Origin of the sequence: Streptomyces radiopugnans (assembly GCF_900110735.1) — a bacterium.
Classification (GTDB): Bacteria; Actinomycetota; Actinomycetes; order Streptomycetales; family Streptomycetaceae; genus Streptomyces; species Streptomyces radiopugnans.
This window is the reverse complement of sequence record NZ_FOET01000030.1, coordinates 1-19749: the sequence shown is the minus strand read 5'-3', so window position 1 is coordinate 19749 and position 19749 is coordinate 1. Positions and strand designations below refer to the sequence as shown.

Annotated in this window: 19 protein-coding genes; 13 read left to right on the top strand and 6 right to left on the bottom strand. The window is 73.8% G+C overall.

Annotated elements, in window-relative coordinates; genetic code table 11:
- Nucleotides 1-103 precede the first annotated feature (103 nt).
- The 10 genes from BMY40_RS28195 to BMY40_RS28190 all read left to right on the top strand — a co-directional run bounded on the left by BMY40_RS28195 (nt 104) and on the right by BMY40_RS28190 (nt 10204).
- The gene (locus BMY40_RS28195) at nt 104-1066 is read left to right on the top strand and encodes a hypothetical protein (RefSeq protein WP_177214157.1); all 963 of its coding nucleotides are present in this window, start codon (nt 104-106) and stop codon (nt 1064-1066) included.
- A complete protein-coding gene (locus BMY40_RS27235) occupies nt 1063-2013 on the top strand; it encodes a complex I subunit 1 family protein (protein ID WP_093663443.1) in 951 nt (316 codons plus the stop codon). The genes BMY40_RS28195 and BMY40_RS27235 overlap by 4 nt, the downstream gene beginning before the upstream one ends.
- 6 nt (nt 2014-2019) lie before the next feature.
- The gene (locus BMY40_RS27230; RefSeq protein ID WP_093663442.1) at nt 2020-2706 is read left to right on the top strand and encodes an NADH-quinone oxidoreductase subunit J; all 687 of its coding nucleotides are present in this window, start codon (nt 2020-2022) and stop codon (nt 2704-2706) included.
- Nucleotides 2703-3008 (top strand): NADH-quinone oxidoreductase subunit NuoK, encoded by a 306-nt coding sequence (locus BMY40_RS27225; protein WP_093663441.1) that lies wholly within the window; start codon nt 2703-2705, stop codon nt 3006-3008. Before BMY40_RS27230 ends, BMY40_RS27225 begins: the two co-directional genes overlap by 4 nt.
- Nucleotides 3005-4969 carry a proton-conducting transporter transmembrane domain-containing protein gene (locus tag BMY40_RS27220; protein ID WP_093663440.1) on the top strand — a complete coding sequence of 655 codons (1965 nt, stop codon included), beginning with the start codon at nt 3005-3007 and terminating at the stop codon, nt 4967-4969. Before BMY40_RS27225 ends, BMY40_RS27220 begins: the two co-directional genes overlap by 4 nt.
- Before the next feature lie 2 nt (nt 4970-4971).
- Complete coding sequence (locus BMY40_RS27215) at nt 4972-6459, top strand: complex I subunit 4 family protein (RefSeq protein WP_093663439.1); 1488 nt, start codon at nt 4972-4974, stop codon at nt 6457-6459.
- Nucleotides 6460-6531: 72 nt separating this feature from the next.
- On the top strand, nt 6532-7995 hold the full coding sequence (locus BMY40_RS27210) for an NADH-quinone oxidoreductase subunit N (RefSeq protein ID WP_093663438.1): 1464 nt from the start codon (nt 6532-6534) through the stop codon (nt 7993-7995).
- 234 nt (nt 7996-8229) lie between these two features.
- Nucleotides 8230-9693, top strand: coding sequence for an MFS transporter (locus BMY40_RS27205; protein WP_093663437.1), 1464 nt, complete (start codon nt 8230-8232; stop codon nt 9691-9693).
- 86 nt (nt 9694-9779) lie between these two features.
- On the top strand, nt 9780-10052 hold the full coding sequence (locus BMY40_RS27200) for a glutaredoxin family protein (protein WP_093663436.1): 273 nt from the start codon (nt 9780-9782) through the stop codon (nt 10050-10052).
- The gene (locus BMY40_RS28190) at nt 10049-10204 is read left to right on the top strand and encodes a hypothetical protein (RefSeq protein WP_177214156.1); all 156 of its coding nucleotides are present in this window, start codon (nt 10049-10051) and stop codon (nt 10202-10204) included. Before BMY40_RS27200 ends, BMY40_RS28190 begins: the two co-directional genes overlap by 4 nt.
- Nucleotides 10205-10292: 88 nt before the next feature.
- On the opposite strand, the gene BMY40_RS27195 is transcribed toward BMY40_RS28190, so the two are convergent.
- Entirely contained in the window at nt 10293-10886 is a 594-nt protein-coding gene (locus BMY40_RS27195) for a DUF4396 domain-containing protein (RefSeq protein ID WP_093663435.1), read from the bottom strand.
- 362 nt (nt 10887-11248) lie between these two features.
- Here BMY40_RS27195 and BMY40_RS27190 point away from each other — a divergent pair, with 362 nt between their 5' ends.
- The 3 genes from BMY40_RS27190 (at nt 11249) to qcrB (ending at nt 15334) form a co-directional block, all read left to right on the top strand.
- A complete protein-coding gene (locus tag BMY40_RS27190; protein WP_093663434.1) occupies nt 11249-12532 on the top strand; it encodes a VWA domain-containing protein in 1284 nt (427 codons plus the stop codon).
- Entirely contained in the window at nt 12532-13335 is an 804-nt protein-coding gene (locus BMY40_RS27185) for a hypothetical protein (RefSeq protein WP_093663433.1), read from the top strand. The genes BMY40_RS27190 and BMY40_RS27185 overlap by 1 nt, the downstream gene beginning before the upstream one ends.
- A gap of 385 nt (nt 13336-13720) precedes the next feature.
- A complete protein-coding gene (gene qcrB / locus BMY40_RS27180; protein ID WP_093663432.1) occupies nt 13721-15334 on the top strand; it encodes a cytochrome bc1 complex cytochrome b subunit in 1614 nt (537 codons plus the stop codon).
- 6 nt (nt 15335-15340) lie between these two features.
- Here qcrB and ctaF read toward each other — a convergent pair whose 3' ends face one another.
- The 5 genes from ctaF to BMY40_RS27155 all read right to left on the bottom strand — a co-directional run.
- Nucleotides 15341-15727 (bottom strand): aa3-type cytochrome oxidase subunit IV, encoded by a 387-nt coding sequence (ctaF, locus tag BMY40_RS27175; protein WP_093663431.1) that lies wholly within the window; start codon nt 15725-15727, stop codon nt 15341-15343.
- The gene (ctaD, locus tag BMY40_RS27170) at nt 15724-17424 is read right to left on the bottom strand and encodes an aa3-type cytochrome oxidase subunit I (RefSeq protein ID WP_093663430.1); all 1701 of its coding nucleotides are present in this window, start codon (nt 17422-17424) and stop codon (nt 15724-15726) included. Before ctaD ends, ctaF begins: the two co-directional genes overlap by 4 nt.
- A gap of 191 nt (nt 17425-17615) precedes the next feature.
- On the bottom strand, nt 17616-18788 hold the full coding sequence (locus BMY40_RS27165; protein ID WP_093663429.1) for a GTP-binding protein: 1173 nt from the start codon (nt 18786-18788) through the stop codon (nt 17616-17618).
- A 7-nt stretch (nt 18789-18795) separates the two neighbouring features.
- Nucleotides 18796-18966: a 50S ribosomal protein L32 gene (gene rpmF, locus BMY40_RS27160; protein ID WP_093663428.1), complete on the bottom strand. Its 171-nt coding sequence runs from the start codon at nt 18964-18966 to the stop codon at nt 18796-18798.
- A 477-nt stretch (nt 18967-19443) separates the two neighbouring features.
- Nucleotides 19444-19749: magnesium transporter (locus BMY40_RS27155; protein ID WP_143071840.1), on the bottom strand; the 306-nt coding region annotated here is incomplete at its 5' end.

The following is a 19749-nucleotide window of genomic DNA, read 5'->3' as shown; positions in this document are numbered from 1 at the left end:
CCATGGAGAGCACGGCGGCCACGAGGACCACGAGGACGGGCACGGCGGCGATGGAGGCCACGGCGGCCACGGAGACCACGGCGGCGATGGAGGCCACGGCGGAATGCGGATGCCCGGTGGGCTGATGACGGCCGACCGGGCCGAGGACCGGGACGGGTTGAAGCTGGACGTGCTGCACGTACCGCTGGGGCCGGTGCTGCCGGGCTGGCCGGCCGGGCTCGTCATCGACACCGTCCTGCAGGGGGACGTCGTACAGCGGGCCGAGGGGCGGGTGCTTCCCTCCGGGGGGCCGTGTCCTCCGCCGTTCTGGCAGGCCGACGGCGGTCACCCCGCCGCCCCCGGGCCCCGTACGGCCGCCTGCCATCTGGACTCGCTGGGGCGGCTGCTCACAGTGGCGGGCTGGGAGGCCGCCGCGGCCGGGGCCCGCAGGCTGCGCGACCGGCTGCTCGCGGGCGAGCCGGCGGACGCGGTCCGCGCCGACTTCGGGGCGTGGCGGCGGCGGGTGGAGCGTTCACGCACGCTGCGGTGGGCGACGGACGGCGTCGGCGTACTCATCCCGGCCGACGCGGTGCGGCTGGGCGTGAGCGGTCCCGCCGTACGGGCCCGGCCGCCCCACGACGCGACCGCGCGCTGGCTGCGGTGGCTGACCGAGGCGGAGGGGGCGCTGGCGGGTGAGGAGGTGTCCGAGGGCGGCCCGCGCGGCAGCCGGGCCCCGGACGGCTCCCCGCCCTCGCGCGGCCTGCTGGACGCGGTCGTCGAGCTGACGCCGGGTCTGGAGCTGTCCGCCGTACGGCTGCTGGTGGCCAGTCTCGACCCCGATCCGGACGAACTGGCGGCCGGGCCGGAGCCGGACGGGGCGCGGGAGGAGGGTGCGGGCGAGGAGCCGCACCAAGGCCGCCACGGCCACGGCGGGCACGAGGGGCACCAAGGACACCGGGACCGCGGAGAGCCCCCGGACCACGGGCAGCACCAGGGCCACGGGCAGCACCAGGGCCACGGAGAGGGCCACGGGCACGGGGGCGGTCACGGAGAGGGCGGCCACGGCGGCGGAGGTGGTGGGCGGTGACCGTCACCGGAGCGCCGGTGTGGGCGGTGGTGCCCGCGGCCGGGGTGCTGCTGGCGCTGGCGCTGGCAGCCGCCGTACTCGACTCCGTCCTCGACACGGCCGGGATCGGCGCGGACGGCACGGCGCAGGCCGTACGCGGCCGCCGGTGGAGCCGTCCGCTGGCGGAGGCGGCACGGCTGATGCGGCAGCGCGGCCGGACCACGGTGGAACCGGACCGGCTGCTGTGGCGGATCGGCACGGCGGGGCCGCTGGTGGCGGCCCTGCTGATGGCGGCGGTGGTGCCCGTGGGCGGGACGGTGGTGGCCGACCTGCCGGTGGGCGTCGTCTGGTTCAACACGGTGGACGTCACCCTGTGGGCGGCCCTGTGGCTGGCGGGCTGGGGGCCGAACAGCGTGTATCCGCTGGTCGGCGGCTACCGGTTCGTCGCCCAGGCGCTCGGCTACGAACTGCCGCTGATGTTCGCGCTGACCGCGCCCGCGGTGGCGGCGGAGAGCCTGCGGGTGGGCGAGGTGGTCCGGGCACAGCAGGGGCTGTGGTTCGTGGTGTGGATGCCGGTGGCGTTCGTGGTGTTCCTGGGATCCGTGGCCGCCTTCGGGGCGTGGGGGCCGTTCTCCTCCCCGGTGGGGCGTGACGCGGCCGGGGGCGTGCTCGCGGAGGCGGCCGGGGTGGACCGGCTGCTGCTGCTGGCCGGGCGGTACGCGCTGCTGGCGGCGGGGTCGGGGATGGCGGTCGCGCTGTTCCTGGGCGGGGGCGCGGGGCCGTGGCTGCCGGGCTGGCTGTGGTCGCTGCTCAAGACGCTGGCCGTCCTCGCGGTGCTGGTGGTGCTCCACCGCCGGCTGCCGGTGCTGCGCCCCGAGCGGATCGTCCGGATCGGCTGGCTGGTGGCACTCCCGGCGGTGCTGCTGCAGGTCCTGGTGGTGTCCGCCGTCATGGTGGCGAAGGGGTGAGGCGGAGTGCAGACCGCGCTGTTCTGTGTGCTGGCCGTGGTGGCCGTCGCCTCGGGGGCCGCGGTGTTCGTGGTGGACTCCATGGCCCGGGCCACCTATGCCCTGGCCCTGTCGTTCGTCGCGGTCGGCGTCTCGCTCCTGCTGCTGGACCTGGCCTATCTCGGTGTGGTGACGGTGCTGATGATGGTGATGGAGATGGCGATCATGGCCGTCTTCATGGTCATGTTCATGATGAACCCGGCTGGTTTCATGCCGATGTCGATGCTGCACGGCAAGCGCGCGGCGCTGGCCGTCTCCGGCGGGGTCTTCCTGGCCCTGGCCGCCCTCGCGCTGCTCGTGCCCTGGCCCGACCGGCGAGGCGCCGCACCGGCGGATCCGACCCGTGCGGCGGGTGAAGCGATCATGGGTTCGAAGATGCTGGTGATGATCGGTGTCAGCGCGGTGCTGTTCACCACCATCGTGGCGGCCCTCGTACTGGCCGTCGCCCGCGGCCGGTACGGCGACGACGAGAGCGCGGAGCACGGGCACCGCGAAGGCCGCGGCCCGCACAACGGACACGGCGGCGGGCACGGCAGCCATGCCGATCACGGCGGACCCGGCGCGCACGCGGGCCACGGCGACCACGGCGGCCGCATCGACCACGCCCGCCACGGCACGCACGCCGCCTCCCGGCCGGAGGGGAGCGGCACATGACGCTGGAGCTGTTCCTGCTGCTGGCCTCGGCCCTGTTCGCCGTCGGGACGTACGGGGCGCTGAGCCAGCAGTCCGTGGTGATGGTGATGATGGGCCTGGAGCTGATGGTCAACGGCGTCATCGTGGCGGCGGCCGCCTTCTGGTACTTCCTCGCCCCGGCGGCCCCGGACGGACAGGTCCTGGTGCTGGTGGTCATCGCGGCCATGACCGTGGACATGGCCATGGGCTTCGCCGTGGTGACACTGCTGTTCCGCGCCAAGGACGCCGACATGACCGACATGGCCGCGGAGCTGAAACGGTGAGCGGGACGAGCGCGCTGCTGTGGTCCCTGGTGCTGCTGCCCGCCGCGACCGGGGGCGTCCTCGCCCTGTCCGGCGGCGGAGGCCGCACCGCCGGGACGTACGACCGGCCCGGCGGCACGGGCCCCGCCGCGCCCGCCGTCGCGGTGGCCGTCGCGGCGGTCACCCTCGTCCTGGCGGTCGCCGCCGCCCTCGTCCGGCCCGCCGCGCGGGCCGGCTTCGTGGCGGGCGGGCCGCTGGAGCTCGCGGTGGACGGGCTGTCGGCCGCGGTGATCGTGACGGTGGCGGCGGTCGGTCTGCTCGTCCTGCTCTCCGCCGCGGCCGGCATCCGCGCCGAGCGGCCCCGGTTCTTCGGCCTGATGCTGCTGTTCGTCGCCGCCGTCCTGGTCACCGCCACCGCCACCACCCTGACCGCGCTGCTGCTGGCCTGGGAGGTCATGGGGGCCACCTCCTACGCCCTGATCGCCTTCCGCTGGCGCGAGGACGCCCCCGCGGCGGCCGGGACGACCGCCTTCCTCACCACCCGCGCGGGCGACCTCGGGCTGTACCTGACGGCCGGCGCGGCCCTCGCCGCGGGAACCGCGGCCGCCGACCGGTTCGCCCTGGGCGCCCTGCCGGCGCTGGATGGCCCCTGGCTGCACCTGGCCGCCGCCGGGGTGCTGCTGGCCGCCTTCGGCAAGGCCGCCCAACTCCCCTTCTCCTTCTGGCTGTCCAAGGCGATGCTCGGCCCGAGTCCGGTCAGCGCCCTGCTCCACTCGGCCGCCATGGTCGCCATGGGCGGCTATCTGCTGCTGCGGCTGCGCCCGCTGCTGGAGTCCGCCGGCTGGGCCGCGGCGGCCGCCGCCTGGGGCGGTGCGCTCACCGCGCTCGCGCTGGGCGCGGTCGCCCTGGCCCAGCGGGACCTCAAACAGCTTCTGGCCGCGTCCACCGCCGCCCAGCTCGGCTTCGTCGTGCTGGCCGCCGGAGCCGGGAGCGTCGCGGGCGGCACCGCCCACCTCGTCGCACACGCGGCCGTCAAGTCGCTGCTCTTCCTGGCCGCCGGAGTGTGGCTGGCGGCGCTGGGCACCGATGACCTGGGCGCCCTGCGCGGGGCCGCCCGCCGGGACCGGGCGGTCGGCCTGCCGTTCGCGGTGGGCGCGCTCGCCCTGGCCGGGGTGCCGCCGCTGTCGCTGTGGGCCACCAAGGACGAGATCCTGGCCGCGGTGGACTCCCCGGCCCTGTACGGGGTGGTGCTGGCCGCCGCCGTCCTGTCGGCCCTCTACGCCGGGAAGGCGCTCGGCCTGCTGCTGGCCCCCGGGCCTTCCGGCACGGCCGTACGGGAGCCGGAGGAGGGAGCCTCCGGACCGCTCCGGAGCGTGCCGCTGGCGGTCCTCGCCGCCGGAGCCGCCGTTCTGGGCGCCCTCGCCCTGCCGCCGCCGGCCGGAGAGCTGAAGCAGGCGGTCGGGGTGCCCGGCGAGCCGTCGGCCGGCGCGGCCACCATGGCCGCCACCGCCGTCCTCGCCCTGGCCGCGACCGCGTTCGCGGCCGCCCTGGCGCCCCGGCTGCCGGAACCGTCCTGGGCCCGGGGCTGGCTGCACCTGGAGACGGCCGCGCACACCGTCGCCGTACGGCCGGTCCTCGCCCTCGGCCGGGGACTGGCCCGGTTCGACGACGCGGTGCTGGACCGGGGCGCCACACGGCTCCCCGCGGCCGTCCGCCGGCTCGGCCGCCGGCTGGCCCGGTTCGACGACGCGGACCTGGACCGCGCCGCCACCGGTACCGCCACCGCGGCGCGGCGCCTGGCCTCCTGGGCGTCCGCCGCCGACCGCTCGGGGGTGGACCGGGCCGTCCGGGGCGTCGCCGACGGCGCCCGGTACCTGGGCGAGCTGGCGCGCCGCCCGCAGACCGGGCAGCTCCACCAGTACTACGTCCAGGCCCTGGTCCTGCTGACCGCGGCCGCCGTCCTGCTCCTGCTGCTGAGGTGAGCATGCTCTCGCTGACTGTCTTCCTCCCGCTGGCCGCCGCCCTCGTCCTGCTGGCCTGGCGCGGTCTGCCCGACGCGGCCGTGCGGTGGCTGTGGGTGGCGGTCTCGGGAGCGGACCTGGCGCTGGTGGCCGCGCTGTGGGCGACGTACGACGGTCCGGGCATCGGCCACGAGACCGACCGGCCGTGGATCCCCGGCGCGGGCGCGGGCTACCACATCGGCGTCGACGGGCTCTCCCTGCCGCTGCTCGCCCTGACCGCGACCGTCTTCCTCGCCTGCGCGGTGTACTCGCTGCGCGGCCAGCGCGACATCCGCCGCTTCGCCGCGCTCTTCCTGGCCCTCCAGACCACCTGCCTGGGCCTGTTCGCCGCCCTGGACCTGATCCTGTTCTTCCTCTTCTTCGACCTGTCCATCGTCGGCATGTACCTCGTCATCGCCGGCTGGGGCCACGGGGAGCAGGCCGCCCGGTCGGCGCTGAAGTTCTTCCTCTACACCTTCGTCGGCTCCCTCGCGCTGCTGCTGGGCTTCATCGGCCTGTACGCGGCCTCCGACCCGCACACCTTCGACATCACCGAACTGACCGCCGACCCGCCGCTCCAGGGCGGCGGAGCGGCGGGCCCGCTGGTGCTGCTGGCCATCGCGGTCGGCCTGGCGGTCAAGACACCCACCTTCCCCTTCCACACCTGGCTGCCCCCGGCCCACACCGACGCGCCCGCCGCCGGATCCGCCGTCCTGGCGGCGATCCTGCTGAAGATGGGCACCTACGGATTCGTGCGCATCGCCATGCCGATCCTGCCGGAGGACTGGCGCGCCCACGCGATGGTCTTCGTCGCCGTCGGCGTCGTCTCCGCCCTCTACGGAGCCCTGGTCGCCCTGGCGCAGAGCAGCTTCAAACGGATGGTCGCCTACACCAGCGTCAACCACATGGGCTACGTCCTGCTGGCCCTGGGCGCGGCCGGATTCATCGCCGGCACCGACGAGCAGGCCCGCTCCACCGCCGTCACCGGCGCGGTCGTCCAGATGGTCAGTCACGGACTGATCACCGGGGCCCTGTTCCTGCTGGCCGGGGTTCTGATGGACCGCGGCGGCACCTATGAGATGGACGCCTGGGGCGGGCTGGCCGGACCCATGCCGCGGTTCGCCGCGCTGACGGCCGTAGCGGCCTTCGCGGGCCTGGGCCTGCCCGGCTTCAGCGGCTTCATCGCCGAGTTCCAGATCTTCGCCGGGAGCCTGGGGGCCGTACCGGTGGCCACCGCCCTGGCCCTGCTGGGCATCCTGGTCACCGCCGGACTGTTCCTGTGGGCGCTGCACCGGCTCTTCCTCGGGGCCCGGCGCGGGCCGAAGCCGGTAGGCGCGGACCTGCGCCCGGCCGAACTGCTGTCCGTGGCACCGCTGCTGGCGCTGTCCCTGCTCATCGGCGTCCTGCCCCGGTGGCTGCTGGACACGGTCGAACCCGCCGCCCGCGCGGTCGTCGGCCTGGTCTCCCGGTGAGCGGCGTGGTGAGCGGCATGGAGCGGACGGGACCCTCGGACGCGGTGCTCCGGGGAGGTGACGGTGGCTGACATGCACAAGGATCCGCTGGCACTCCTCCCGGAGATCCTGCTGCTGCTCGGCGCCGTCGCCGCACTGCTGGCCGGCTCCTTCCTGCCGCGCCGGCGCCAGTGGGCCGCCCGCGCCGGGGCCGCCGCCGCGCTCGCGGCCTCCCTGGCCGCCGCGGTGTTCTCGGCGCCCGGGGAGGACCGCACCGTCTACGCCGGCACCTACGCCCTGGACGGCGCCACCGACGCGGTCCGCGTCATCGTCCCCGCCGCGGCCCTGACCGTCCTGGCGCTGGCGTCGGGGCGGGTGCGCGGCGACCGGCGCGAAACGGAGTTCTGCGTCCTGGTGCTGCTCGGCTCGCTCGGCACCGTGCTCCTGGCGGGCGCGTCCGACCTGCTGCTGCTGGCCGTCGCCTACCTGCTGGCCTCCATCCCGCTGTACGCGCTGGCCGGCTGGGGGCGCGACGCGCGCGGCGCCGAGGCAGCGCTGAAGCTCTATCTGCTCGGTGTGCTGCTGGGCATCACCATGCTGCTGGGCACCGCCGTCCTGTACGGGCTGGGGGGCGCCACCGACTACGCGGCCCTGGCCGACGGGCTCCCCGGCGCGCCCGTGGCGGCACTCGCGGTGGGGACGGTGGCGCTGCTGGCCGGCCCGCTGTTCAAGGCCGGTGCGGTCCCCGCCCACTTCTGGGTGCCCGACGCCGCGTCGGGGGCGACGGTGCCGGCCGCCGCGTTCCTCACCACGGTCCCCAAGATCGGCGCGCTGGTCGCCCTGTACCGGGTGCTCACCGTCCTTCCCGAACAGGCCCTCGAATGGCGGATGCTGCTGGCCGTCCTGGCGGTGGCGACCATGACGCTGGGCAACCTGGCGGCCTTCGCCCAGACCGATCCGCTGCGGCTGCTGGGCTACTCCACCATCAGCCAGGCCGGCTACCTGCTGATGGCGGTCGCCGTCGCCGGACGCGCCGAGGCCCTGCGCTCCCTGCTGCTCTACCTCGCGGCCTACGCCGTCACCAACCTCGGCGCGTTCGCCGTCGCCGCCGCACTGCCCGGCTCGCGCACCCTGGAGGCGTACCGCGGTCTGGGAAGGCGCCGGCCCCTGCTCGCCGCCGCCCTCACCGTCTGCCTCCTGGGCCTGGTGGGCACTCCGCCCACGGCTGTGTTCATGGGCAAGCTGACGGTCTTCTCCGCCACCTGGGACGGGGGCATGGCCTGGCTGACCGCCGTCGCCGCCGCCAACACCGTCGCCAGTCTCTTCTACTACCTGCGCTGGATCGCGCCGGCCCTGTCGATCAGCCGCCCCGGTCCGCCCCCGCAGGACGCCGGGGCGTCCGGTGGGGGCGGGGAGCGGAAGGGGGAGAGGGCGGCCACCGCCGAGCCCGAGCGCTGGGCGGCGGGCACGGCGGTGGCCGCCGCGTCGGCCACCCTGGTGCTCGGCGCGGGCGCGGGATGGGTGCTCGGGTTCCTCTCCGACACCCTCGTACGGTGAGGCGGCCGCAAGGGGACGGCTCCGCGGAGTAGCGGAGCGGGGGACGCCTCCGCGGCGGGCGCGGCGGAGGCGATCCGCCGTTCCCCCGGAGGACGGGCGCGCCCGGGGGCGCTCTTTCGTCCGTTCGCATCCTCCGGAGCGGACTTTTCTGCGACCGGACTGGCCAACACATACCCCTAGGGGGTACCTTTTCGATGCTCGGATGTATACCCCCCTCCCGTATAGGAGTGTGTGATGTCCTCTGCCCCGTCCCCGCCCAATCCCCGTCGCTGGAAGGCGCTCGGGCTGATCGCGCTGGCCCAGTTCATGGTCATCATGGACACCTCGATCATCGGGGTGGCCCTGCCGCAGATGCAGACCGACCTGGGCTTCTCCCAGGAGAACCTCTCCTGGGTCTTCAACGCCTACGTCATCGCCTTCGGCGGACTGCTGCTGCTCGGCGGTCGGCTGTCGGACCTGTTCGGGGCCAAGCGCGTCTTCAGCGCCGGATGGGCCGTACTGGCCGCCGGCTCGCTGGTCGCCGGCCTGGCCGGCGAGGTGTGGGTCGAACTGGTCGGCCGCGCCGTGCAGGGCGCCGGCGCCGCTCTGATCGCCCCGGCCGCGCTGACCCTGCTGATGATGCTCTTCGGCGGCAACCCCAAGGAGCTCACCAAGGCGTTCGCCCTGTACGGGGCCGCGGCCCCGGCGGGCGGCACCGCCGGCGTCTTCCTCGGCGGCGTCCTGACCGAGTACGCCAGCTGGCCGTGGGTGTTCTACGTCAACATCCCCATCGCCCTGCTGGTCCTGGCCCTCACGCCCGCGCTGATGCCCTCCGCCCCGCCCCGCCGCGGCTCCGTCGACTTCCTGGGCGCGACCGCCGTCACCGCGGGACTGGCCATCGCCGTCTACGCCATCGTCCGTGCTCCCGAGACCGGCTGGGGCGCGGCGCGGACCTGGCTGGTGCTGGGCGCCGGCGCCCTGCTGCTGGTCGCCTTCGTCGCCCTCCAGGCACGCCGCAGGGAGCCGCTGATGCCCCTGAGGATCTGGCGCGCCCCCAACCTGGCCGCCGCCAACGTCGCCCAGCTCCTGCTGGCCGCCGCCTGGATCCCCATGTGGTTCTTCCTCAACCTCTACCTCCAGCAGGTGCTGGGACTGGGGGAGTTCGCCGCGGGATCGGCGCTGCTGCCGATGACGGTCGCGATCATGGTCATGATGATCGTGCTGGCGCCCCGGCTGATCGCCCGCTTCGGTCCCAACCCGCTGGTCGTCGCCGGGATGCTGGTGCTCGCGGCCGGCATGTTCTGGCTGTCCCTGGTCCGCCCCGACGGCACCTTCTGGGCGGACGTGCTGCCCGCCTCCCTGGTGGCGGCGGCCGGTATGTCGCTGGCCTTCATCCCCTCGCTGGGCACCGCCGTCTCCAGCGCCCGCCCGGAGGAGGGCGGCCTGGCCTCCGGCATCGTCAACACCAGCTACCAGGTGGGCTCCGCCCTCGGCCTGGCGGCCATGACCGCGGTTGCCGCCTCGCGAGGCGCACAGGAGCTGGGCAACCCGGCCGCCCTCACGGACGGCTTCTCCGCGGCCTTCCTGGGAGCCGCCGCCATCGCCGCGGCCGGAGCCGTCATCGCCTGGCTCACCCTGCGTCCCGCGCCCGCGCCCGAGGCGGCCGCCGAGCCCGCCGGGGCCGAGCAGGACAAGCCCCGTACGGCGGAAGCCCGCTGACGCCCCGCCACTGTCCGAACCGACCGCCGGCGCCGCCGGACACGGAAGCCCCGTGCCCGGCGGCGCCCATGCCCCGGAGGCTCCCGATGCAGCAGATCGAGGTCTACGGCACCGCCTGGTGCCCGCAGGTGAAAGAGGTCCTGGCCCGGCTCGACGGCGCCGGCGCCGCCTACCGCTACCACGACATCGACGCCGACAAGAAGGCCGCCAAGGCCGTCTACCGGCTGCAGCGCGGGACCCGCCGCGTCCCCACCCTCGTCATGCCCGACGGCACCGTCCTCGTCGAGCCCACCGACGACCAGCTCCGCGACCACCTCACCGCGACGCCCGGCCCCGGGCAGAAGGGAGAGACGGAGTGAGGATCCCCCAGACGACCGCCGACCTGCGCCGGGTGGCGGACCATCCGGCCACCCGGTGCCTGCTGGCCTGCCTCCTGGCCGCCATGGCACGCCGAGTGCAGGCGCCCTCCCCGTCCCCCGCCCCCGCCCGTAGGAACGGCTGCTCCTCCTGACCGCCTCCGGCGCCTATGGCGGCGCGGGCCGGCGGCCGCACCGTGTGACGGGCACGGCCGCCGGCCCGCGCGGAGGCCGGGGAGGCGGTCAGTGGTGGTGGGCGTGGACGACCGCGTGGCCGCGGCCGCGGGCGATCAGCCAGCGGTTGACCGGCACGGTGAGCACGAAGGCCACGGCCAGGGCGAAAGCCAGCGCACCCCAGAACAGCGGGCCTGCCAGCCCGGCGTCCATCGCTCCGGGGACCGCGAGCATGACGGCGTTGTCGACGACCTCCATCACGAGGATCGAGACGGTGTCCGCCGCCAGGGCCACCTTGAGCGCCTCGCGCAGGGTCAGGCCGGCCTTCAGCACGCCGCGGATGGTCAGGGCGTAGCCGAAGAGGAACGCCAGCGCGACCGCCAGTGCCACGGTGACGCCGTCGTGCAGTCCCAGAGCCGTTCCGATGACCATGCCGAGGACCTCGCCGATGGCGCAACCGGTCAGGCAGTGCAGCGTCGCCTGTGCCGCCGTGCGCCAGGAGGCGCCGCTCCGATGGGACCCGCCGTGTCCGGTGCTGTCGTGCGGGCCGTGCACGTGTACGTGCCCGTGATGGCCGTGGTCGCCGTGTACGGCGTGGTCCTGACCGGTGTGAGCACCGGAGCGGTGCACGGCAGGGTCGTGGTTCGAAGACGCATGGTCCATCACTGCCCCCACGGTTCTGGCTCTCCGGGGCCATGGGCAGGCTCCCGTCCAACCCCCGCACGATATACGGGCCGGGGGTATACGGGAACCGGTTTTCCGGCGCCGGAAGCGCCGCGCGCGGAGGTGGTGGCGTTCCCGCCCGGGCCGTGGCCGGTGAGCTCTCGGCCGCTGCGAGGGCGCTGCCGTACGGAGCATCCGCGCGTTTCCGCCGGTGTCTGGAAAGGGACGGGCAACCGGCCTCTGGAGCGGGCACATCCGAGTCGGGCCGCCGGGATCCCGGCCGCCCGTGGACGGTGCCGCCCCAACCGCTTTGCCCCGAGCCTGTTTTGGATCGCGGCGGTGGAGATCAATAGGATCCGCCGATGATCAGAAAACAACGGTCGGCGACAGGGCTCGGAGCCCTGCTCGCCGTGCTCGCGACCTTGCTCGCGACCGGGATCGCGTTCCCGGACGGGGCGGCCGCCGACGAGGTCACGGCGGACGCGCCGAAGGTCAACCTGGTGCTCGACGTCAGCGGTTCGATGCGCGCGCGGGACATCGACGGGCGGTCGCGGATGGCCGCGGCCAAGCAGGCGTTCAACGAGGTGCTGGACGCCACCCCCGAGGAGGTCCGGCTCGGCATCCGCACACTCGGCGCCGACTACCCCGGCGACGACCGCAAGGCGGGTTGCAAGGACACCGCGCAGCTGTACCCGGTCGGCCCGCTGGACCGCACCGAGGCCAAGGCGGCGGTGGCCACGCTGACGCCGACCGGCTGGACACCGATCGGTCCGGCCCTGCTGAAGGCCGCCGACGACCTCGACGGCGGCGACGGCTCCAAGCGGATCGTGCTGATCAGCGACGGCGAGGACACCTGCGCCCCGCTCGACCCGTGCGAGGTGGCCCGGGAGATCGCGGCCAAGGGCATCGGCCTGACCATCGACACCCTCGGACTGGTGCCGAACACGAAGATGCGGCAGCAGCTGAGCTGCATCGCCGAGGCCACCGGCGGCACCTACACCTCGGTGGAGCACACCGACGAACTCACCGAGAAGGTCAACCAGTTGGTGGAACGGGCGGCCGATCCGGTGGTGACGCCGGTGGCCGTGGAGGGCGCGGAGCGGTGCGCCGATGCGCCGGCCCTGAAGTCCGGCCTGTACACCGACCGCCAGGAGTTCGGCCAGGAACGCTGGTACCGGGTGGACGTGGCGCCCGGCCAGGAGCTGCGCGCCTCGGTGAGCGTGGCGGCGGACCGCGCGGTGAACCCGGACTACGGGGTGCTGCTGCGCGCGGCCACGGTGCACGGCCGGGAGATCGTGCGCGGCGAGGCGGCGGGCAACGGCCGCACCGACGTGATCTCCACGGGTCTGCGCTACCCGAAGCCGGACGGCGACGACGAGGAGGAGGCGCAGACCGAGGCGGAGACGGTGTGCCTGCGGGTGACGAACTCCTTCTCGGCGGCGTCCGGGGTGAAGACCGGCCCCGGTATGCCGCTGGAGCTGACCGTGGACGTGGTCGAGGGGCCGTCGCAGGCCGGCGACGTGGCCTCCTTCGGGCTCGGCCGCGGCTGGTGGCTGCTCGGCGTCCTGGTGCCGGCCGGCTTCCTCGCGGGCATGGTGTGGGGCTGGCTGTCGCGTTGGCGTGTCGCGGTGTGGAGGACCAACTGATGTGGACCATACGCGTGGTGAGCGCCGCGCTGCTGACGCTCGGCCTCGCGGCGGGGCCCGCCGCGGCCGACTCGACGCCGTCCGCGAGCCCGTCCGGGGACAGCGCGGCGCCCACGTCGGCGGGCACGTCGTTCCGTACGGCGACGGAGATCGACCAGGGGCGGACGGCGACGGCGAACGCCTCGGCCGGTGACTACCTGTACTGGTCGTTCCCGGCCGACACCGGTCAACGCCCCACCGTGGAGGCGACGGTGAAGCTCCCGCGGGAGCACGCGGCGCAGACCTGGCAGATCGACGTCTACGACGGTCTGAGGCGCCGCCAGGCCTGCCAGTACGGCGCGCAGACCCGCACCGCCGCCGCGGGCGCCGAGTCGGTGGAGCTGGCGTGCGTGCTGCGCACGGTGCGGGCCTGGTCGGAGCCGTGGGCCGACGACCCGCTGCCGGGCACGTACTACCTCCGGCTGACGGCGGTGGGCGTACGGACGGCCGACCTCGGGCAGCCGGTGGCCGCCGAGGTACGGGTGGAGTCCAAGGAGATCGGCGGTTCGGCGGCCGTGGACGGCCGGCTGGCCGAGCCGCTGGTACCGGGCGTCGCGGTGGCGCGGCAGGGGGACGAGGACGGCTCCCGGGCGCCGGCCGTGCTGTCGGGCGTCGAGCCGGACGGCGGCTGGTCGTCGGGCCGGTGGTCCGACCGCTGGGTGTGGACGGTGTCCGGCGCGGTGCTGGCGGCGCTCGCGGGCATCGGGGGATACGCGCTGACGCGGGGCTCGGGACGCCCGCCGCACGTGCCGCCGAACGCCTGAGACCCCCGGGGCCCGCCGCTCACCCGGCGGTCTCCAGGGGCGTTGCGGCAGTGGCCGCCTCGATCGGACCGCGAGCGGTTCGCGCGGACGCTCGGCCGGGGCTTCCCGGCCGGGCGTTTCGCGTGGGCGGCCTGTGAGCCCGGCGACGGTGTACGCGCCGTGGGTGCCCGTCCCGGAGCCCCGGCCCCAGACCGGCGGACCCCGGTACCGGCCGCCGGGGCGGACCCCGAGCGGCCGGAGGCGCGGCCCCGACCGGCGGTCCCCCGGATGCCCCGTCCGCCGAGATCACGTCCTCCTCCCGCCGGGACGCCGGGTGCCCGGCGTTTGGCACACGGCTCGGCGGGCACTGGCGTGCTTCGCGTGGTGAAGGCGAGAAAGGGCGCCTATGTTGCTGCCGAGAGGACGAGCGCGGTGGAGGAACGAGGCGGGGGAGGCGACGCGGCACGGCTACCGCACGCTGGACCGGCGGCTGCCGGTGTCCGAAGCCGCGCGCGAACTGCTGCGCAAGGCGTTCCCCGACCACTGGTCCTTCCTGCTGGGCGAGTTGGCCCTGTACAGCTTCGCGGTGCTGCTGCTGACCGGTGTCTACCTGACGCTGTTCTTCGAACCGAGCATGGCCCAGACGGTGTACACCGGCTCGTACGCGCCGCTGCGCGGGGCGCCGGTGTCCGAGGCGTACGCCTCGGTACTGGACATCAGCTTCGACGTGCGCGGCGGCCTGCTGGTGCGCCAGACCCACCACTGGGCGGCACTGGTGTTCGTCGCCGCGATCGCCGTGCACATGCTGCGGATCTTCTTCACCGGGGCGTTCCGCAGGCCGCGCGAGGTCAACTGGATGGTCGGGGTCACCCTGTTCCTGCTGGCGACGGTGGAGGGGTTCAGCGGCTACTCGCTCCCCGACGACCTGCTGTCGGGGACGGGACTGCGGATCACCGAGGGCGTCATGCTCTCCGTCCCGGTGATCGGCACCCATCTGGCCTTCTTCGCCTTCGGCGGCGAGTACCCCGGCGAGGACGTCGTCCCCCGTCTGTACTCGCTGCACATCCTGCTGGTACCGGGGCTGCTGGTCGGCCTGATCGTGCTCCACCTGTTCCTGATCGTCTACCACAAGCACACCCAGTGGGCCTCGCCGGGCCGCACCAACCGCAACGTGGCGGGAAAGCCGTTGTTCCCCCAGTACACCGCCAAGTCGGCCGGCCTGTTCTTCGCGGTCACCGGCGTCCTCGTGCTCACCGGCGGCCTGGTCCAGGTCAACCCGGTCTGGGCGTACGGCCCCTACCGCCCCGACAAGGTCTCCTTCGGGTCCCAGCCGGACTGGTACGTGGGGTTCCTGGAGGGCTCGCTGCGGCTGATGCCCGGGGCGGAGACGACGGTCGCCGGCCACACCGTGGCGTGGAACCCCCTGGTCCCCGCGCTACTGCTGCCCGCGGCCGTGTTCCTGGTGCTGTACGCCTATCCGTTCTTCGAGCGGTGGATCACCCACGACCCCGGCGAGCACCACCTGTGCGACCGGCCCCGCGACCACCCGGTCCGCACCGGGCTGGGGGCGGCCGGCGTCACCTTCTACGCGGTCCTCCTGGCGGCCGGGGGCCAGGACGTGCTCTCCCACGTCCTGCGCATCCCGCTGGAAGGACTGGTCTGGTTCTTCCGGGTGGCCCTCTTCCTCGCGCCCGTGCTGGTCTTCGCCGTCACCAAGCGGCTGTGCCTGGCCCTGCGGGAGCGGGACGCCGAGCGTCTGGCCGAGGGCGAGCCGACGGGAGAGGTGCGGCAGTCGGTCGAGGGCGGCTTCCAGCCCTCCCACCGGGAGCTGTCCCCTTACGAGCGCGGTGTGCTGCGGGCCCGGGCGCGGCAGGTGCCGAGCCCGCTGGAGCCCGGTCCGGAGGGAAGGCGGGTGCGGCGTGTACGGGCGGCGCTGAGCCGCTGGTACTACCGGGACGCGGCGGAGACGCCCATGCCGGAACGCCCCGGCGAACTGGAGCGCACCGGCGCCCGGGAGTGACCGGGGTCAGTCCCGCCGGGCGTACTGGAGGACGAAACCGGACACCCCCGCCGCCAGAACGCCGAACCCGATCAGGAACAACCACAGGCCCAGCACCACCCCGCCCGCCGTCAGGGTGACACCGAGCGCGGCGACGGGGGGCCACGGGCTGCCGTCGGGGAAGAAGTCCACCGGACCGGCGCGGTCGGCGATCTCGCCGCCGCGCCGGTCCTCCGGCCTGCCGCCCGCTCTGCGGTGCTGCACCGCGAGGAAGAAGGCGACCAGCGAGGCCATCAGGAAGGCGACGAACAGGGCGGCGGTCCCGGCCGGGTCGTCGGCGAAGACGGCGTACACGGTGGCGGTCAGCGCGAAGAACAGTGCCACCCCGCCGAACAGACAGGTCTCGGCCTTCATTGCTTCTCCGGCTCCGGTGGCTCCAGCGGCTTGCGCTGCTCGTGCGGCGTGATCTCCGGGTGGTGCAGGCGGAAGGCGGGGCCCTCGTTGCGGATGCGCGGCATGGAGACGAAGTTGTGCCGCGGCGGCGGGCAGGAGGTCGCCCACTCCAGCGAGCGGCCGTAGCCCCACGGATCGTTCCCCTCGGCCTTCTTCCCGTAGCGGGCGGTCCACCAGAGGTTGTACAGGAACACCAGCGTCGAGACCCCCAGGATCATCGAGCCGACCGTGGAGACGAGATGGAGGGCGGTGAAGCCGTCTGCCTCCAGGTAGTCGGCGTAGCGGCGCGGCATGCCGAACTGGCCGAGCCAGTGCTGGACCAGGAAGGTGACCTGGAACCCGACCAGGGTCAGCGCGAAGTGGATCTTCCCCAGCCGCTCGTCGAGCATCCTTCCGGTGAACTTCGGCCACCAGAAGTAGAAACCGCCGAACATCGCGAAGACGACCGTGCCGAACAGCACGTAGTGCAGGTGCGCCACCACGAAGTAGGAGTCGGTCACGTGCCAGTCCATCGGCGGCGAGGCCAGGATGACACCGGTGATCCCGCCGAGCAGGAAGGTGACCAGGAAGCCGATCGCCCACAGCATCGGCGTCTCGAAGCTCAGCGAGCCCTTCCACATCGTGCCGATCCAGTTGAAGAACTTCACCCCGGTGGGCACCGCGATCAGGAACGACATCAGCGAGAAGAACGGCAGCAGCACCGCGCCGGTGGCGAACATGTGGTGCGCCCAGACCACCGCGGACAGCATGGTGATGGCGATGGTCGCCCCGATCAGGCCGAGGTAGCCGAAGATCGGCTTGCGGCTGAAGACCGGGATGATCTCCGTGATGATGCCGAAGAAGGGCAGCGCGACGATGTAGACCTCGGGGTGACCGAAGAACCAGAACAGGTGCTGCCACAGCAGCGCGCCGCCGTTGGAGGGGTCGAAGACGTGCGAGCCGAAGGTGCGGTCGGACTGGAGGGCCAGCAGCGCGGCGCTCAGCGGCGGGAAGGCGATCAGCACCAGGATCGAGGTGAACAGCACGTTCCAGGTGAAGATCGGCATCCGGAACATCGTCATGCCGGGTGCGCGCAGGCAGATGATCGTGGCGATGAAGTTGACCGCGCCCAGGATCGTGCCCAGCCCCGCCACCACCAGGCCCATCGTCCACAGATCGGCGCCCAGGCCGGGCGAGTAAGCCTCGTTGTTGAGGGGGGCGTAGGCGAACCAGCCGAAGGACGCGGCACCGGTGGGGGTGAGGAAGCCGGAGACCACCATCAGACCGCCGAGCAGGAACACCCAGTAGGTGAAGGCGTTCAGCCGGGGGAACGCCACGTCGGGCGCGCCGATCTGCAGCGGCATCACCGCGTTGGCGAACCCGGCGAACATCGGGGTCGCGAACAGCAGCATCATGGCCGTGCCGTGGATGGTGACGAGCTGGTTGTACTGGTGGTTGTTCACCAGTTGCAGCCCCGGTGCGGCAAGCTCGGCCCGCATCACCAGGGCCATCGCCCCGGCGGCCAGGAAGAAGGCGAAGGCGGTGGCGATGTACAGGTTGCCGATCACCTTGTGGTCGGTGGTGGTCAGCCAGCGCAGCAGCGGCCGGCCCAGCCCGGCCCCGCCCCTCGCGGACGCGGGGGTGCGGTGGGTACCCGGCTCCTCGTTCACATCGGTCATGGCGCCAGGCGCCCTCCTGCCCGCTCTCGTCGCTTGCGCGGCCGCGTGTGGGAAACCGGCGGCCTGATACGGGGTAACCTCGCGCGCGGCCGGTGAAACGGGGACGTACGGTGGAGCCGCGCGGGGACGCGGCGGCCCGGCGTCCGCACCGGGCGGTGCCGTGGCTGTACCACCGCCCGGCCCGGAGTCCGTCACCCCGCCGGCAGCGGCTGCGGGTGGTCGTGCTCGCAGGCGTCCTCGATGCCGTGGGTGTCCCACGCGGGGAACGGATCGTGGAACGGAGCCGCCTCGCCGCCGGCCGGCAGGCACGCGGACAGGGCGGCCCCGAGGGCTTCCGGGCGCAGGCCGGTGCCGATGAACACCAGTTCCTGCCCCTGGCCGTCTCCTGCCTCGCGGGCGCCGGAGGGCTCGAAGCGGGCGACGGAGCCGGCCTGGGACCACAGCCCGGTCACGTGCGGGCGGGAGGCCAGGTGGAAGAAGCCCTTGGAACGCAGGACCTGCCCGAACTCCCCGCTGTCGAGGCGCTCGGTCACGAAGGGCCACAGCCTTTCGGGATGGAAGGGGCGGTCGGAGCGGAAGACGGTGGAGGAGATCCCGTACTCCTCGGTCTCCGGTACGCGGTCGCCGTTGAGCTCCATCACCCAGCCCGGTGCCTGCTGCGCCTTCTCCAGGTCGAGCAGCCCGGTGCCGAGGACCTCGCCGAGGTCCACCCGCCCGTGGGCCGCGGGCACGATCCGGGCGGCCGGGTTGAGCCGGGTGAGGGCGGCCCGCAGCCGGCCGGCGTCCCCGGCGCCGACGAGGTCGAGCTTGTTGAGCACGATGACGTCGGCGAACTCGATCTGGTCCATCAGCAGGTCGCTGACGGTGCGCTCGTCGTCCTCGTACGGGGCCAGGTCCCGCTCGGCCAACCCGTCCCCGGCGGTCAGTTCCGGCAGGAAGTTCGCGGCGTCGACGACGGTGACCATGGTGTCCAGGTCGGCGAGGTCCGCCAGGGTGGCGCCGTCATCGCGGGGAAGGGCGAAGGTGGCGGCGACCGGCATCGGCTCGGAGATGCCGCTGGACTCGATGAGCAGGTGGTCGAACCTCCCCTCGCGGGCGAGGCGGTCGACCTCCTCCAGCAGGTCGTCGCGCAGGGTGCAGCAGATGCATCCGTTGGTCATCTCGACCAGGCGCTCCTCGGTGCGCGACAGAGCGGCCTGGCCGCCGCGCACCAGGGCGGCGTCGATGTTGACCTCGCTCATGTCGTTGACGATGACCGCCACCCGCAGGCCCTGGCGGTTGGCCAGGACGTGGTTGAGCAGGTTGGTCTTGCCCGCGCCCAGGAACCCGGACAGGACGGTCACCGGCAGCCGCTGGTGTGTCATGCCGTTCTCAGTCCTCGGGGCGCAGCAGGCCGCGCCGGTACGCCCCGACCAGGTGCTGCGGCACCAGGCAGGACGTGCCGTCCACGGTGACCGGCACCAGTCGCGGGGTGCGGGCCTTCCACTGGGCGCGGCGGTGGCGGGTGTTGCTGCGGGACATCTTCCGCTTGGGTACGGCCATGGCGAACCTCCGGGTCTGTGGCTACCGGGACGCTATGTGAAAATGAATCCCATTGCAAACTGTCCTTCGCCGCCCCGCGCCGCGGCCGAGGCGGCCTTGAGGCCGTGCGGTGAGTCCGGTGGGCAGGGCGGTGTCATCGGTCTCCGGCTCGATCGGGTGGAGGCGGGCCCTGGCCGGCACCGGAGCCCACCCCGCCGGCCGGGACACGGCGCAGTGCGGCAGGTACCGGCCGCCGTGGGTGAGCCGTACGCCGGGAGTGCCGGACACGATCTCGTGGCCCTCGCCGTGGTCGCCCGCCTCCGCCGCCTCCGGTGCGCCTCGACGCCGGTCCGCTCGGCGTGGAGCAGCACCCGTGTCCCGTCCGCGGTCATGCGCTCGGCGGCGACGCGTTCGACCTCCAGGAAGATCCGGTGCTCGCCGCGCGGGTGACCGACGGCCGGAAGGAGGCCGAGCCGCCGGCTTTCGCTGCGGTGTGTGTCACACGCCCAGGACGGCTTTGGCCGTCAGGAAGTAGAGGATCAGACCGGTGGCGTCGACGAGGGTGGTGACCATCGGGGCGGAGACGACCGCCGGGTCGATCCGCAGCCGTCTGGCCAGCAGCGGCATGGTGCCGCCGATGGTCGCCGCCCAGCCGCAGATGAGCACCAGGGTGATGCCGACCACCAGGGCGACCTTCGCGCCGACGAACACCGTGCCCACCACCAGGCCCAGCACGGCCAGCAGGGCGCCCAGGACCAGGCCGACCCGGCACTCGCGCCAGATCACCTTCAGCAGGTCCGAGCC